Here is a 15439-nt window from a genome sequence, read left to right as displayed (position 1 = left end):
TTTTTTATGCCAGGCGTAGCACATATCGGCGTTGGATTTGCCGCAAAAAAGATTGCAAAAGATGTACCAGTCGGTTATTTGGTTTTAGCTGCTGAAGCAGTCGACTTGGTTTTTATGGGTTTATGGGTAGCTGGTATAGAGAAGTCGCCAACAGATACAATGGCAGGTTATGCGGACTTTTCACATAGTGTTGTATCAGGCTTCATCTTAGCTGGTGTTGGTGCATTACTTACATGGCTCATATCTAAAAATAAGCGAACAACAGCCATTATTGCTGGATTAATTCTAAGTCATACCTTAATGGATATCATTGCAGCACCCAAACTTGCCTTTTTCCCAAATGATACAAAGATGCCCCTATTTCCAGGAAGCAGTATAAGTCTTGGGCTTGGCGTTTGGAAGTATTATTGGTTAGCTCAGTTTCTTGAATATGGCATTCTGGGAGGTGGGATAATCATGTATCTACTTACATTAAAAAAGAGAAGGCATATGAATATGAACCCAGAAAGTTGTCCTGAATAGGGCAACTTTTTTAGGTATAAGCATATTACACCTATTGAAAAGGCATTGCGCTCTAATAAAATAAAGATAAAGTGACAGTTTTGCTCAGTTAACGTGATGATATGTGATATAATGATGACAGAGTTCTAAGAAAATAGATGCTTCTTTCATACAATATGAAGCGTAGTTTATGCGAAAGAAATACCACTATCATTTCTAATTCTAAACTATACGGATTAATGAGGTCAAAAACATGAAAAGAGTAAGGATAAAATCTATTTATGTCAGAATGATTCTATCAATGAGCATTCTCATTATGTTACCAATTATATTTAGTGCCGTTATGGGCTACCATGCAAATGATAGAATTGTAGAAAAAGTCAATAAAACAAATCATATCTTATTATCCCATTTTAAAAAAAGCACCGATGATATTTTGGATGAGATGACTCGCCTTAGAATGAAAACAATCAATAATAACCGTCTGATCCAAATGATAGGATTCTCATATCCCTTATCTTCAGAGGAAAGATGGTCTATTAATAATTTTGTAGAAGAGTTGAATCAGTATACTTTTGGTTATGATTATTTATATGAATACTACATTTATATTGAATCTATGGAATCAATCGTTGGTGCCAGAAATTTTAGGAGTACGGAAGATTTCTACATCTTTGATCTTAAGAGCGACAACTATACATATCTGAGTTGGTTAGATCTATTAAAAAGAAGACATAACCGCTATTTTGTTGAAGATCATAAACTTATTTATATAACAACCTTACCTATTTACTCTGGAAGAGACTTGAAAGGTAATGTTTATCAATCCATAGACACTGAAAGGGTATTAGCTATGAGCATCGTTAATGATACGGAACTTAGTGGGGATTTTTTTGTTCTATCGCAGAACAATGCTATTTTATATCGTTCAAAGTACTTTGACACAACGTTAGATTTCAAAGGATTTAATTTTGGAGATACAAATAATATGCTCTATACAAATAGTGACGGTAAGGCGTATTATATTGCATTTGATGAGTCGGATGTGTCTCGCTTTAAATATGTGTATGCTATTTCAAAAGATGAATTGGACTTAGAATCAAAACGTTTTAGCCTTATATTGTTATTAGGGATGCTGATATACTTATTATTAGGTATTGTGGTAGGGTATTTGACCATAAGAGGCAATTATAGACCTATTAGCAAAATCATTAATCGCCTAAATAAAAATAAAGTCTCTGGGGTAAATGAATTTGAAGTCATTGATGAATCCATAAAATTATTGCTTTCTGATTATAATGATGCATTGAACCTGATCTCTAAACAAGATCAAGTCTACCATAAAGAGTATCTGAAAAAACGATTAAGTGGAAGTGATAATATACATGAACCGAAGAGCAATACATTTTTGTATGATCATTTTTTGGTAGGTATTATCATTATTAATGAGATTGATGCGTCCATATTTAATCAGCAAAATAATGAGTTGGTTCAGTTTGTCATACAAAATATATGGAATGAATGCCTTCTTCATATGGGAACCATCCATCTCGTTGAGTATAAACAATTGCTGGTTGGCATCGTGAACTATGAGTCTCTAAAAGGCAATGAGGATTATGCAAGGATTATTGATGGGTTAAAACAAGGCTTAGGGTATATGGACGATGAATTAGGCTTATCATTAACCCTTGTACTCAGTGAAGCACATGCAAATAAGGAAACTATTTCCATAGCCTATGAAGAAGCTGTTGAAATACTTGATTTTAAATATATACTTGGAGAGGTTGATATCATCGAATATACCTCCATTAAAAGTCGTTTAAAATCCAATAAAACATTGGGGCTGGACGAAGTAGAGATTAAGTTAAAGAAATGGTTGAAAAAGGGTGATGTGCAACATGCCATAAAAGAAGTAGATTTACTTTTTGACCAATGCTTTAAAACAGATACAATTTCACCAAGACAGGTGCGATTGTTCTTAATGCAATTGAATGGTATGCTTATTCGGCTATTTGATTACTTAAATGTGCACATGGAGGATGAAATTTTTGATAAGCTGAATTGGTTTGACGATAAATTACATCACCATAGTTATTTACAGGTTAAAAATGACGTGATAGACATGATTCAATTATTAGGTACCATAAACAAGGATACAACCAACGAGTTTATTATAGGTATTCATCATTATATAAAAAGTAAATATATGAACCCTAACCTTAATATTTCAATTATAGGTGATGAATTTGGAATGAATCCATTTTATATTTCAAAATTATACAAAGAAGAATTCGGCGAAGGTATTCTTGAAACCATTATGAACATTAGAATCCATGAAGCAAAAAAATTGCTTAGGGATTATAACGTTGAAACCGTTGCTAGAAAAGTAGGTTATAGCAATGTACGCAGTTTTACTAGAGGGTTTAAAAAAGTAACTAACACCACACCAGGAAAGTTTAAAAAAGATAATCAGTAAATAGAGAAATGGACAATATTGAAAATTACTAGGAATTTCAATATTGTCTTTTTTTTATGCACACCTTTATAATCAAGGGTTTCAAGCCTGTATAATGACAGAAGTGCAGATGTTAATTTTGACCATAGAATTATGCAATAGTCTACTATATGATGAATGCAAGTAAGCACCGTCAGTCATCTAGAATATTGATCCATGGAAAAAAAGGAGTGGTTGAAAAATATGTCAATATCCATTAAGAAAAATAACTTTAAAAAATCAATATTGAAAAGGTGGCAATTATACGTCATGCTCGTTCCCGTTATCTTGTTCTATATCTTTTTTGTCTATAGACCTTTATGGGGATTGCAGATTGCGTTTAAGGATTACAGTGTCTTCAAAGGCTTACAAGGAAGTGAATGGGCTGGTTTAAAACATTTCGAATTATTATTTTCTAATGGGGAGTTTCCCAGAAAAATTTGGAATACGTTGATTATTAATGTCTATGGTCTCATTATTGGATTCCCTATTCCTATTCTTTTAGCGCTGCTTCTCAATGAAGTAAAGCATAAATTATTTAAGAAAACGGTCCAGACGATTACCTATCTGCCTCATTTCATATCCATTGTTGTTATTGCAGGTATGGTGACTAACTTTTTGTCCCCAAGTACAGGTATTGTCAATACGATTATAGCGTGGTTAGGATTCGAAAAAATCTACTTTTTAATTGATCCTAAATATTTTAGAGGGATTTTTACGGGGATGAATATTTGGAAAAACGCTGGATTTGGAGCCATTGTTTATATTGCCGCCTTATCAGGGATAGATCAAGAACTATATGAGGCGGCTAAAATTGACGGAGCAAGTCGTCTTAAACAGACACTGCATGTGACACTTCCTGGTATTCTACCAACCATTACCATCATGTTAATCCTTAGAATTGGAGCCATGTTAAATGTAGGATTTGAATCCATTATACTCTTATACCAACCTGCAACGTACAGTACAGCGGATGTGATATCAACTTATGTGTATCGATTAGGTCTTGAAGAAGCAAGATATGACTTTGCAACAGCTGTAGGGTTGTTTAATTCAGTTGTTTCACTTGTGTTAGTCTCTATTGCCAATTTTACAAGTAAAAAATTGTCCGATACATCGTTGTGGTAAGGAGGGAAGTTCATGAAATTATCAAGAGGCGAAAAAATATTTCAAGTGTTCAACTATATCTTGCTAACCTTGGTTGCAATAGCAACCTTATATCCTGTTATTTATGTTCTATCAGCATCCATAAGTGCAGGTGATGCGGTAACTTCGGGTAGAGTAGTATTATTTCCCATTGATATTACCTTTGATGCTTATCAAGCAGTTTTTAATGAGGAATCCATTTGGTTAGGGTATAGAAATACCATTTTTTATACCTTAGTAGGTACGTTGGTTAATCTTTTAGTGACCATTGCAGGTGCCTATCCATTATCCAAAAAAGATTTACCTGGGAGAAAATATATCAATATTTTTGTGATTATCACCATGTGGCTAAATGCAGGTATTATCCCCTTTTATCTGAATCTAAGAGAATTGAATTTACTGGATTTAAGAATAACAATTATTATAGCTTTTGCTTGTTCCACCTTTAATCTTATTTTGCTTCGCACATTTTTTCAAAGTATTCCAAAGTCACTGGAGGAAGCAGCAAAAGTTGATGGAGCTAGTGATTTTTATGTTTTGGTGAGACTATTCTTACCTTTATCAAAACCAGCAATAGCAACAATCGGCTTGTTTTATGCCATAAGCCGCTGGAATGGCTATTTTTGGGCCATGATTATCTTTAGAGATTCTTCAAAGGTTCCCTTGCAAGTTATCTTAAAGAAAATGATTGTGGAGATGACCTATTTAACGGAAAATATGGATCTGGGTGTAAACATGTCTTTGGAAAGCTTTATATATACAACAATCATGGTATCAATTATCCCCATGATGATTATCTATCCATTCATTCAGAAATATTTTACCAAAGGAATGATGGTAGGTGCAATCAAAGGGTAAATAATTTATAATAGAAAATGGAGGTAGTGTTATGAAAAAGCTAATGTATGTGGGTTTTGTATGTGTACTGATGGTTTTGGTTGTGGGATGTGGCAATACGAAGAAGGATTCAAAAGAAGTGACGAAAGAGCGGGTTGAATCAGGTAGTAAGCTAGAAGAAAACCAGGAAACAGATAAAGACAATGAAGAAACAGACCAAGAAAATGATCCCAGTTATTATGTAGAAGAAGGGGCACAGCTGTCCGTATTTGGTTATTCAGGTTGGAACTGGGGAGATACCTTTAATGAAGAATGGGCAATAGTACCTGTGTTTAAAGAAAAAACTAATATTGATCTTAAAGGGTTTCTGAGTGATACAGCAACGGATGGTGAGCAGGCGTATAACCTTATGCTAGCCTCAGGGGAATTGGCGGATCTTATCTTTAATACAAGAAAGAATATTATGAGAGATGCTCAGGATGGAGCATTTGTAGAATTGACCGACCTCATTGAGGAACATGGCCCAAATATTAAGAAATTCTTTGAGGAAAAACCACTAGCCTATAAACGTTCACTATCACCAGACGGGAGTATATATATGATTCCTGGTCAAAGTGGTGGTACAGCTGCCACTGGATTCTTTATACGCCAAGACTGGTTAGATAACCTTGGTCTTGAAGTACCCACAACGGTTGATGAATTCCATGATGTATTATTAGCCTTTAAAACCGAAGATGCAAATGGAAATGGTGACCCGTCAGATGAAATACCATTCTTTGCAAGGGGAGATGCTGTTTTACAAGATGAGCTTACATGCATGTGGGGGGCAAGAAACGGCTTCTATGAAAAAGATGGGAAAATTGTATATGGTGCCTATCAACCAGAATATCTGGAAGCCATGACTCACTTATCCATTTGGTATCAGGAAGGCATTATTGATGCGGAGATATTTACAAGGGGAAGTAAATCGAGAGATATTTTACTTGGTAATAATACGGGTGGGTCCACCGTGGACTGGTTTGGTAGTACATCCAGCTATAATGAGAAATTGAAAGATGACATTCCGGGCTTTAGCTTTATGCCAATATTACCCCCGGCAACTAAAGAAGGCGTTGTGACCGCAAATAAAAAGCGTGGTTCAGGTAACAGTAGTGGTGGTGCAATTGGTATTACGACGAAAGACCCTGTGGCAGCAATGAAAGCACTTGATTTCTTGTTCTCAGAAGAGGGAAGAATTTTAGCAAACTTTGGTGTTGAAGGAGAAGATTATACCATGGTAGATGGGAAACCCATGTTTACCGAAGAAACCTTGAGTCAGGACAATGTTTTATCCCATTTGCGTAAACGTGGTATTCAGTTCGGTTGGTCTTTCCATCAAGATTTTGAATATGAAAAACAATGGGTCACTGAAGTGGCAATTGAAGGTATGGATATGTACATCAATGCAGGTATTCTTGCTGCTGAAGCACCATTTATTGACCTTACAACAGATGAACAGGCAAGGGTCAATGAATTGTTGACACCTATACAATCTTATGTAGATGAACAAAGGCAACTTTGGATATTAGGTGTAAAATCTATTGATGATACAAAGGATGACTATATTGCGAAATTAAAAGAGTTAGGTATTGAAGAAGTTCTGGACATTCAAAACACCGCTTACAACAGATAGTACATCGATAAAAGAAGAATCTCAATGAGAGATTCTTTTTTTACGCATTATACATGAGGATAGATGGTGTTGGAGGAAGGATTCTTTTCGGGAATAGGGTGCTGTTTACTAAGACAAAATATATGATATAATCTAAGATATAAATTAAAGATTAGTTCAAGCATTCGTCTATACAATAGTAGAGATAGAATAATAAGGAGGATTGTACGTGAAAAAATTAATTAAGAATAATGTGGATTGGGTGGGTAAAATTGATTGGGAATTACGCAAATTTCATGGTGAAGAGTATTCCACTTACAACGGTTCAAGCTATAATGCCTATTTAATAAGAGAAGAGAAAAATGTATTGATTGATACCGTTTGGCTGCCCTATGCAGATGAATTTGTTCAAAATCTGGAATCTGAAATTGACTTGAATACCATTGATTATATTGTGATCAATCACGGTGAAATGGATCATAGCGGTTCTTTACCAAAACTCATGGAGAAAATACCCCATACACCTATATATTGTACAGCCAATGCGGTCAAATCTTTGAAGGGACAATATCACAAGGATTGGAATTTTAATGTGGTGAAAACAGATGATACACTGGATATAGGTAATGGAAAATCGTTGGTATTTGTTGAAATGCGTATGTTGCATTGGCCAGACAGTATGGCTACTTATCTTACAAAAGATAATATTTTATTTAGTAATGACGCCTTTGGACAGCATTATGCGTCGGAGCACCTGTTCAACGACTTATCGGACCAGTGTGTGTTGTATCAGGAAGCATTGAAATATTATGCCAATATTTTAACACCTTTTAATAAAATCCTTAAAAGAAAATTGGATGAAGTCATGAGCCTTAATCTTGATATTGATATCATTGCTACAAGCCATGGTGTTATATGGCGAGATAATCCCATGCAAATAATTGAAAAATATCAACAATGGTGTGATCAATACCAAGAAAATCAGATTACCATCCTCTATGATACCATGTGGAATGGTACGAAGCATACAGCTGAAATGATTGCTGAAGGCATACGCATGGCTGATTCTGAAGTGGTGGTGAAAGTTTTCAATGTAGCAAAAAGTGATGATAACGATTTAGCAGCAGAAGTGTTTAAGTCTAAGGCTATTGCTGTTGGATCACCCACAGTCTCTAACAGTATGTTAAGAGCCTTAATGGGCTTCTTACACTATTTGAAGGAATTGAAGTTCCAGAACAAGAAAGCAGCTGCTTTTGGATGTTACGGCTGGAGTGGTGAATCCCCTAAAGAGATACATGCAATGCTTGAAGATGCTGGGTTTGAATTGATCTCAGAACCATTAAAGGTTAATTGGAACCTAACAGATGAAACGAAAGAGCAGGCTATTGAACTTGGAAAAACAATAGCTCGTCATACCATGTAATCAAAAACTAAAATAATAAATTTGTGTAAAACTAAAATAGCCTTCTAGAATAATAATTTCTAGAAGGCTATCATGGTTTAGTCCAGATCTAATATAGCTTTTGCTGTATTTGTATTCGTAATAGCAATGTTGATAATATGATGTTTAAGGGCTACCTTTAACACATTTGCTTTTTTAGAATTGTAGACAATAGCTATTCTCCTTGTTGTCGCTAAAAAATCTTTCATGGATATACCGATAATCTTTTCTTCTATTTCTTCAATGGGGAATTCACCTTTTTCGTTAAAAAAGTGAAAACCAATATCCGCTATTGTTCTCTTATACAAAGAGTCAATATCTAAGAAATCATAAGCCTTTAAGTATTTAGCATTATCATTGGTTTTATTGCAACCAATGCCAGTAATGATTGTATCTACTTTTTTTAGAGCGGATAATGTTGTCTTAATGGATGGGTCATTCTCAAGTGCTATTTTACTCTTTATATCCTTAACCAGTAATGGTGATGGTAAAAACAAAGGTTTTGAGTCAAGTGCGCTTGCATAAAGCCGGGTAATGCTGGTCTCTTCAAAATCATTTGTAAACCCATTTAATTGAATGATTGAAAGGTTGGGTCGCTTAAATGAATTTTGCAACATTGTTCCTAAGTTATAGGTTGTAAAACCACCCCCAACGCCCAGAATACCTTTATAAGGCAACACATCATCCAAGTAGTCTACAAGGTGATTACTAATGGTGCCATCTTTATCATCGGTGATGAAACAATCCACAAGATTGAATCGCTGAATCATTTCATTCTCTAATACTGAATTTCTAAAATTATCTTTTTCATCCACAATGGTAATCTTAACAATGCCAAGTTTCCTTGCTTCAGACAGATAATGGCCAACAGAAGATCGTCCTATTTTTAGTTCCTTAGCAATATCGTTTTGACTCATGTTTTGCATATAGTACATTCTGGATATCTTTGTTAATATTTTTGTTTTTGCTCTTATTTTTGATGCGTTCATCTAATCACCTTTATATAGAGTATGTAGATATTAAATATAAATCTTAGAAAATGCTTTGTCAAGCTTAAAAGAGCAGCTAGGGTGAATTTGGTTAAAAATACTAAAAAATGCTTCTTTAAATTCCTATAAATAGACAAAAGTTCAAGTAAATGGTGGGATGCTTGTTATAATAGGTGCGATTGGCTTAAATAAAATGAGGATTTTACTAGAAATTTGTTGACATCTAATAGAAAAGAGCGTATAATCAAAAACAAGCAAAGGCTAAAAAACAAGCAAATGCTAATAAATGAAAAGGAAGGGTTATTATGGAAAATAAGTTGAAAAAGGTCGTTAGTGGGTTACTCATTATTTGCTTATTATTATTTTCATTGACAGCGTGTCGTTCTGAGAAAACGGAATCAAGTCATGATTCAGGCAATGAGTCAAAGAATCATGCAAGTGATGACGCGGAATCAAAAGAAGATACTTTAGCAAGTAAAATTTATGGTGCCATTGAACCGCTTTCATCCAATGAAAAATTAATCATTGGCTCCTTAAGTGGTGCACCTCATGGTTTCACAGAACACTTGATTGAAAAACTTGGTGGATACGAATATGCAAATTTGGATACGGATGTGATTGTGTTTGGTAATGGACCTATCATGGTTGAAGCAATGGCATCTGAATCATGTGATGTTGGGCTTTACGGTCTTGGCGGCGTTATTTCAGGTACCATAGGCCAAGGAATCATCAATATTGGACCTGGTTCAAGAGACTATGACGGGTTGATGATATTTGCTCCTAATGATTCGCCAATTGTTCAAGCTGGGCAAACATTAGAAGACTCACCGGGTGTCTATGGAACAGCTGAATTATGGAAAGGTCAAGAAGTATTCTGTCCAGTTGGCACAACGCTTTATTATACGTTAATTAAAGGTATCGAAAAGTTTGGATTAACGGCTGATGACATCCTTGTTACCCATATGACACCTGAAAATACAAATACAGCATTAAGAGCTGGAAAATGTGAAGTCGGAGGACTTTGGGGTGCATTTTCTTACAACGATATTAATGAAAATTTTACACCTGTTATAAGAGCAGGGGATGTAGGTGTTAACCTAATAACCAACTATGCGGCAACGCCATCTGCATTAAAAAATAAACGGGATGCGGTCAAAAAATGGATGGAACTCTATTTTGTAACCATTGATTGGATTAACGAATCCGATGAAAATCTTGACCAAGCCGTTGAATGGTTTCTAGAATGGAACAAAGACAACGGCATCACAAGTTCAGAATTTGAAATCAGAACGATGTTTGAAGTGAGCGACTGTTATACATTAGAAGAAGCCTATGAGATTATTAATACACCAAGTAAGAATGGGGAATATTCGAAATTTGTTGAATGGACCATTGATCCACTTAAATTCTTCGTGGAGATAGGAAATTATGATGATGAAGATGTAGAAGACATACTTCAACCTCAATATTGGGATACCACATTGCTTGAGGAAATTTATAAAGAACATAACTAAGAACAAGGGTTTAATGTAAGATTCACATGACATCAATCCAAAGTAATACATATATGGCATAAGAGTATGGGGTAATTAAAGTGATTGATGTCATTTTCTTGAAACCATCAAGAAGGAAAGGAGAAGTGTGATATGGTATATGGCTGTCTCGCGCAAAAACTTTATGAAAGAAAAAACGGATAGTAGACTATTTAAACTATATGATACATTATTACCTTATATCGTCGTATTAATATTCCTGCTTTTCTGGCAACTATCCATTCGTGCTGGATGGGTGTCATCCAAAAAATTAGCACCACCTTTGGACGTGTTGATGACATTTATTAATAAGTTGAGTAATACAAGACCAGATGGAGCAACACTACAAGTCAATATTTTGCAAAGCTTAAAACTATCATTATCAGGACTTTTTTTAGGCGTTGCAATTGGGACACCCCTTGGTCTATTAATGGGATGGTACAAACCCATTGAAAGGATTGTCAAACCCATATTTGAACTTCTTAGACCGATACCTGCCATTGCTTGGATTCCATTAACAATTCTATGGATAGGTGTAGGCGATCCTGCAAAAATCATGATTATTTTCTTTTCTGCCTTTGTTCCTTGTGTCTTGAACTCACAATCAGGCATAAAACAATCCAAACAAGTACTCATAAATTTGGCTAAGACATTTGGTGCCAGTAATTTTGAAAGCTTTGTAAGGATTGGTATACCTTCTGCTATGCCAATGGTATTCGCTGGTGTTAGGATAGCCCTCGGTAATGCTTGGGCCACATTGGTTGCTGCAGAGTTATTAGCAGCTAATGCAGGATTAGGGTATATGATTACATTAGGAAGACAATTTGGAAAACCAGATTTAATCATTCTAGGTATGGTTGTCATTGGTGTCTTAGGATTTCTCTTTACGTATACGTTTGAAAAAGTAGAAAAGAAATTGTTGGGGTGGAGGTTATAAATGGTGAATAGGATAAATAGGCGAACCTTAAATCGAAAAAAATTAAAAGGCAATTATGCTTTGAGAGATATTATCGTTAACATTTTACCAGTAGTCTCCATCTTTGGTCTTATCCTGCTATGGAATTTTGCTGCCCGATATGCCTCTGAGGTTACACCATCACCATCAGATGTGTGGAATAGATTTATATTACTGTTTCATGAACCCATTAGTGGTCTTGGTCTATTTGGGCATGTGGGTATCAGCTTGAAAAGGGTGCTTATTGCGTTATTATTTTCCAGTATCATTGGTATTATTTTAGGTGTTTTTATTGGATGGAATCGAACATTTAGAAGAACCATAGGTACGCTATTTGAGATTATAAGACCCATACCTCCAATTGCATGGCTGCCATTAGTCGTGATGTTGTTTGGTATTGGCGAATTTCCTAAGATATTAATTGTGTTTTATGGTACATTAATGCCTATCGTTATTAACACGTATACGGGTATAAAAATGGTGGATTCATTATTAATTGATGTAGGGAAATCCTTTCAAGGCAATCATAAACAACTGTTATGGGAAATTGCCATACCTTCATCTTTACCTAATGTCATGGCAGGTTTGAGAAATGCTGTTGGAGCAGGATGGGGCGTTGTATTGGCGGCAGAGATGATTGGAGCAAAACAAGGTGTTGGATTCTTGGTTCAAAGAGCCATGGAATTTTATGATCCTGCTTTAATTTTTGTTGGGATAATTGCAATAGGTGTTGTTGGGGCACTGTTGTCTGCGATTATTGAAATAATTGAAAGGAGGGTTTGTCCATGGGCTTACAAGAGGGAGCAAGATTAGAAGTAAATAATATATCAAAAACGTTTGTTGAGAAAAAGTCAGCACATGAAGTGGTAAGAGATGTATCATTCTCCGTTTACAATAATGAGTTTTTAGTTATATTAGGACCAGGCTATTGTGGTAAAACAGTTTTACTGAATATGATGATGAATTTGATTAAACCAGATTCAGGCGACATCATACTCGATGGTCATGTATTAACAGAAGAAAATATGGGGAATAAATTTGCAATGGTATTTCAGTTATTAGGTTTAATGCCATGGAAAACAGTCATGGATAATGTGATTTTAGGTCTTAAGTTTAGAGGGCAAAAAAAACAAGAGAGTGAAAAAGTGGCACAGAAATATATTGATTTAGTAGGGTTAAATGGTTTTGAAAAGAACTTACCACATGAGTTATCTGGAGGTATGAAGCAAAGGGTTGGTATTGCTAGAGCATATGCTAATAATCCAGAAATACTTGTGATGGATGAGCCTTTTGGTCAATTGGATGCTCAAACAAGATACAGTATGCAAGATGAGATAACCAGGATTTGGGAGCAGGATAAGAGAACGGTTATATTTGTTACCAATAATATTGAGGAAGCTGTGTATTTGGGTGACCGGATTATTCTTCTAACGGAATGTCCTGCAAGAGTAAAAGAAATCTATAACATCGATATACCTCGTCCTAGAAAAACAACAGATCCAAGATTTTTGGAACTCAGAAAAATAATATCAGATAATACAGATTTGGCACTTTAGGAGGTTTTATATGAAGCATAACAATGAATTAGCAAAAGTTCAAGTCTGTGATTTGAGCAAGAATTTTGGCTCCTTGAAAGTTCTAGAAAACTTGAATTTTAGTATTAAAAGAGGCGAATTTGTTGTTGTTGTAGGGCCAACAGGTTGTGGAAAGACAACATTTTTGAATTTGCTAACACGATTAATTCAGCCATCATCAGGAGAATTATACATTGATGGTGAACCTGCAGATCCCAAACAGCATAGTTTGTCATTTGCTTTTCAAGAGCCTTCAGCAATACCTTGGTTGAATGTTGAAGACAATTTAAAATTTGGACTTAAAATCAAGCGATACCCAAAGGATGAAATAAAAAAAAGAGTCGAACAAATGTTAAAACTCTTGGGCCTGGAAAAATTTAGACGTTCCTATCCAAGTCAGATGTCTGTTAGTAGTGTTCAAAGGGTTATTATTGGTAGAGCATTTATTACCTATCCTGATTTGCTATTGATGGATGAACCTTATGGTCAAATGGATATAAAGATGAGATTCTATCTTGAAGCTGAAGTCTTGAGGATATGGAAAGAGCTTGGTACAACAGTTGTATTTATTACACACAATATTGAAGAAGCTACTTACTTAGCTGAAAGAGTCTTGATTCTTTCAAATAAACCAACGTCGATAAAAGAGGAAGTAAAGATTGATTTACCACATCCTAGAGATTTTACAGATCCAGAATTTGTGAAGATAAGGGAGTACATTACGGAGCAGATTAAGTGGTGGTAAACAGTTTGCTAACCTACGAGAAAGGAGAACCTTTTTGAAGAATAAAAAAGTAATACTCATTATGACAGATACCCAAAGATGGGATATGATTAGCTGCGCAAGAGATACAGGGTTACAGACACCTAATATTGATAAATTAGCTGCTAATGGTATACGATTTAACAAAGCTTATACCACACAAGCAGTATGCCAGCCGGCAAGAGCTGGAATCTTCACGGGTATGTATCCTAACGCGTGTGGCAGTTGGACCAATGTGGTTGGATTGGGGGATGATATCCATACCATTGGTGAAAGACTACAAGACAAGGGCGTACATACGGCATTTATTGGAAAATGGCATCTAGATGGCGGCGATTACTTTGGACTTGGTAAAAGTCCAAAAGGCTGGGATGCACATTACTGGTTTGATATGCGGAATTACTTGCATGAAATGAGTGATGAAGACAGGATGTTATCCAGAGATCCTAAGAATATGGAGACACATGATTTTAGCGAAGATTTTACCTTTGCTCATAAATGCACTGACAGAGCTATCGATTTTTTAGAGAATCATGGTGAAGAAGATTTTTTTCTGACACTATCCTATGATGAACCCCATCTACCATGTATATGTCCAAGAGAATATTATGAGAAGTACGAAGACTACACATTTCCTAAAAGTGAAAATCTCAAAGATGATTTAACCAATAAACCAGACTTTCAAAAATATTGGGCAGGTGAAAGACTGTATCTGGATAAAGATAAACTGCAATTAGAGGACAAGTATTTCTTCGGTTGTAATGAGTTTGTGGACTATGAAATTGGTCGGGTGTTGGATAAAATTGAAGAATTGGTTCCTGACGCCATCGTCATGTACACATCCGATCACGGGACCATGATGTATTCCCATTCCTTAACATTAAAAGGTCCATCAGGTTATGACGAAATTAACAGGATCCCATTCATCATTAAAGGCAAAGATGTGCCTCAGAATATTGTTGATAATGCACCTGTGTCCCATATTGATATTGCACCCACTATATTTGATTTATTTAACCTAAAAATACCCAGTGTTTTTGCTGGTAATAGTCTTTTGCCTCAAATTGAAGGCAACGTTAAACAAGTGAATGAACAAGTATTTTTCGAATTTGGTCGATTTGAAAGAGATCATGATTGTTTTGGAGGATTACAGATCATGCGGGCAGCATTTGATGGTCGCTATAAACTGGTCATTAACTTACTTTCTACAGATGAATTATATGATACCCTTACAGATCCTGGTGAAATGAATAATTTAATTTTAGATGAAGAAACTAAAGCTATTAGAAACAAACTTCATCAGGCAATATTAAATAATATGGATGAGCATAGAGATTTATTCAGAGGGTATTATTGGGACAGAAGACCTTGGAATGAAAATGCCGCAGAACCCCAATGGTATGATGGTTTAACCAGGCAGAGAGAAGATGAAGAGTACGAAGAAAGACAGTATGCATTCTTTTCTGGATTACCCATGGAAACGGCAATTCGTGAAATTCATGTCAGGTCATTTTTCTCATAAATGTATGCAAGATAAAAAAGCAAGAAAGGAGTAA

13 protein-coding genes are annotated in these 15439 nt (G+C 35.4%); 12 read left to right on the top strand and 1 reads right to left on the bottom strand.

The annotated features are described in order from the left end of the window. The first annotated feature begins 6 nt into the window (after positions 1-6). The 6 genes from HZI73_RS24690 to HZI73_RS24665 all read left to right on the top strand — a co-directional run bounded on the left by HZI73_RS24690 (position 7) and on the right by HZI73_RS24665 (position 8052). Positions 7-522, top strand: a complete 516-nt coding sequence (locus tag HZI73_RS24690; RefSeq protein ID WP_212695995.1) for a hypothetical protein — start codon at positions 7-9, stop codon at positions 520-522. A gap of 232 nt (positions 523-754) precedes the next feature. Then, entirely contained in the window at positions 755-2977 is a 2223-nt protein-coding gene (locus tag HZI73_RS24685; protein WP_212695994.1) for a helix-turn-helix transcriptional regulator, read from the top strand. Positions 2978-3199: 222 nt separating this feature from the next. Further along, positions 3200-4123, top strand: coding sequence for an ABC transporter permease (locus tag HZI73_RS24680; protein ID WP_212695993.1), 924 nt, complete (start codon positions 3200-3202; stop codon positions 4121-4123). A 12-nt stretch (positions 4124-4135) separates the two neighbouring features. After that, a complete protein-coding gene (locus HZI73_RS24675; RefSeq protein WP_212695992.1) occupies positions 4136-4999 on the top strand; it encodes a carbohydrate ABC transporter permease in 864 nt (287 codons plus the stop codon). Between the two features lie 31 nt (positions 5000-5030). Continuing rightward, complete coding sequence (locus tag HZI73_RS24670) at positions 5031-6650, top strand: extracellular solute-binding protein (RefSeq protein ID WP_212695991.1); 1620 nt, start codon at positions 5031-5033, stop codon at positions 6648-6650. 208 nt (positions 6651-6858) lie between these two features. Next, on the top strand, positions 6859-8052 hold the full coding sequence (locus HZI73_RS24665) for an anaerobic nitric oxide reductase flavorubredoxin (protein ID WP_212695990.1): 1194 nt from the start codon (positions 6859-6861) through the stop codon (positions 8050-8052). 77 nt (positions 8053-8129) lie between these two features. Here the strand turns inward: HZI73_RS24665 and HZI73_RS24660 are convergent, their stop codons facing one another. Further along, entirely contained in the window at positions 8130-9059 is a 930-nt protein-coding gene (locus tag HZI73_RS24660) for a sugar-binding transcriptional regulator (RefSeq protein WP_212695989.1), read from the bottom strand. 305 nt (positions 9060-9364) lie between these two features. On the opposite strand from HZI73_RS24660, the gene HZI73_RS24655 reads away from it, so the two are divergent. The 6 genes from HZI73_RS24655 (at position 9365) to HZI73_RS24630 (ending at position 15405) form a co-directional block, all read left to right on the top strand. Continuing rightward, entirely contained in the window at positions 9365-10573 is a 1209-nt protein-coding gene (locus HZI73_RS24655) for an ABC transporter substrate-binding protein (RefSeq protein ID WP_212695988.1), read from the top strand. Positions 10574-10736: 163 nt separating this feature from the next. Then, positions 10737-11528: an ABC transporter permease gene (locus tag HZI73_RS24650; protein ID WP_246552273.1), complete on the top strand. Its 792-nt coding sequence runs from the start codon at positions 10737-10739 to the stop codon at positions 11526-11528. Continuing rightward, the gene (locus HZI73_RS24645; RefSeq protein ID WP_212695987.1) at positions 11529-12359 is read left to right on the top strand and encodes an ABC transporter permease; all 831 of its coding nucleotides are present in this window, start codon (positions 11529-11531) and stop codon (positions 12357-12359) included. It abuts the gene before it with no gap. Continuing rightward, positions 12332-13102: an ABC transporter ATP-binding protein gene (locus HZI73_RS24640; RefSeq protein WP_212695986.1), complete on the top strand. Its 771-nt coding sequence runs from the start codon at positions 12332-12334 to the stop codon at positions 13100-13102. The genes HZI73_RS24645 and HZI73_RS24640 overlap by 28 nt, the downstream gene beginning before the upstream one ends. Before the next feature lie 10 nt (positions 13103-13112). Next, complete coding sequence (locus HZI73_RS24635) at positions 13113-13865, top strand: ABC transporter ATP-binding protein (protein WP_212695985.1); 753 nt, start codon at positions 13113-13115, stop codon at positions 13863-13865. Positions 13866-13899: 34 nt separating this feature from the next. Further along, positions 13900-15405 carry a sulfatase-like hydrolase/transferase gene (locus HZI73_RS24630; RefSeq protein ID WP_281418836.1) on the top strand — a complete coding sequence of 502 codons (1506 nt, stop codon included), beginning with the start codon at positions 13900-13902 and terminating at the stop codon, positions 15403-15405. Positions 15406-15439: the final 34 nt, after the last annotated feature.

Origin of the sequence: Vallitalea pronyensis, assembly GCF_018141445.1 — a bacterium.
Lineage (GTDB): Bacteria > Bacillota > Clostridia > Lachnospirales > Vallitaleaceae > Vallitalea > Vallitalea pronyensis.
Note: the sequence above shows the minus strand (reverse complement) of the source record. Positions and strands in the feature narration are given on the sequence as shown.

Bases quoted from the DNA above. Each gene is read 5' to 3' on its own strand.
- HZI73_RS24690 (WP_212695995.1), top strand. From the start codon at position 7: ATGCCAGGCGTAGCACATATCGGCGTTGGATTTGCCGCAAAAAAGATT.
- HZI73_RS24685 (WP_212695994.1), top strand. From the start codon at position 755: ATGAAAAGAGTAAGGATAAAATCTATTTATGTCAGAATGATTCTATCA.
- HZI73_RS24680 (WP_212695993.1), top strand. From the start codon at position 3,200: ATGTCAATATCCATTAAGAAAAATAACTTTAAAAAATCAATATTGAAA.
- HZI73_RS24675 (WP_212695992.1), top strand. From the start codon at position 4,136: ATGAAATTATCAAGAGGCGAAAAAATATTTCAAGTGTTCAACTATATC.
- HZI73_RS24670 (WP_212695991.1), top strand. From the start codon at position 5,031: ATGAAAAAGCTAATGTATGTGGGTTTTGTATGTGTACTGATGGTTTTG.
- HZI73_RS24660 (WP_212695989.1), bottom strand. From the start codon at position 9,059: ATGAACGCATCAAAAATAAGAGCAAAAACAAAAATATTAACAAAGATA.
- HZI73_RS24655 (WP_212695988.1), top strand. From the start codon at position 9,365: ATGGAAAATAAGTTGAAAAAGGTCGTTAGTGGGTTACTCATTATTTGC.
- HZI73_RS24650 (WP_246552273.1), top strand. From the start codon at position 10,737: ATGAAAGAAAAAACGGATAGTAGACTATTTAAACTATATGATACATTA.
- HZI73_RS24645 (WP_212695987.1), top strand. From the start codon at position 11,529: ATGGTGAATAGGATAAATAGGCGAACCTTAAATCGAAAAAAATTAAAA.
- HZI73_RS24640 (WP_212695986.1), top strand. From the start codon at position 12,332: ATGGGCTTACAAGAGGGAGCAAGATTAGAAGTAAATAATATATCAAAA.
- HZI73_RS24635 (WP_212695985.1), top strand. From the start codon at position 13,113: ATGAAGCATAACAATGAATTAGCAAAAGTTCAAGTCTGTGATTTGAGC.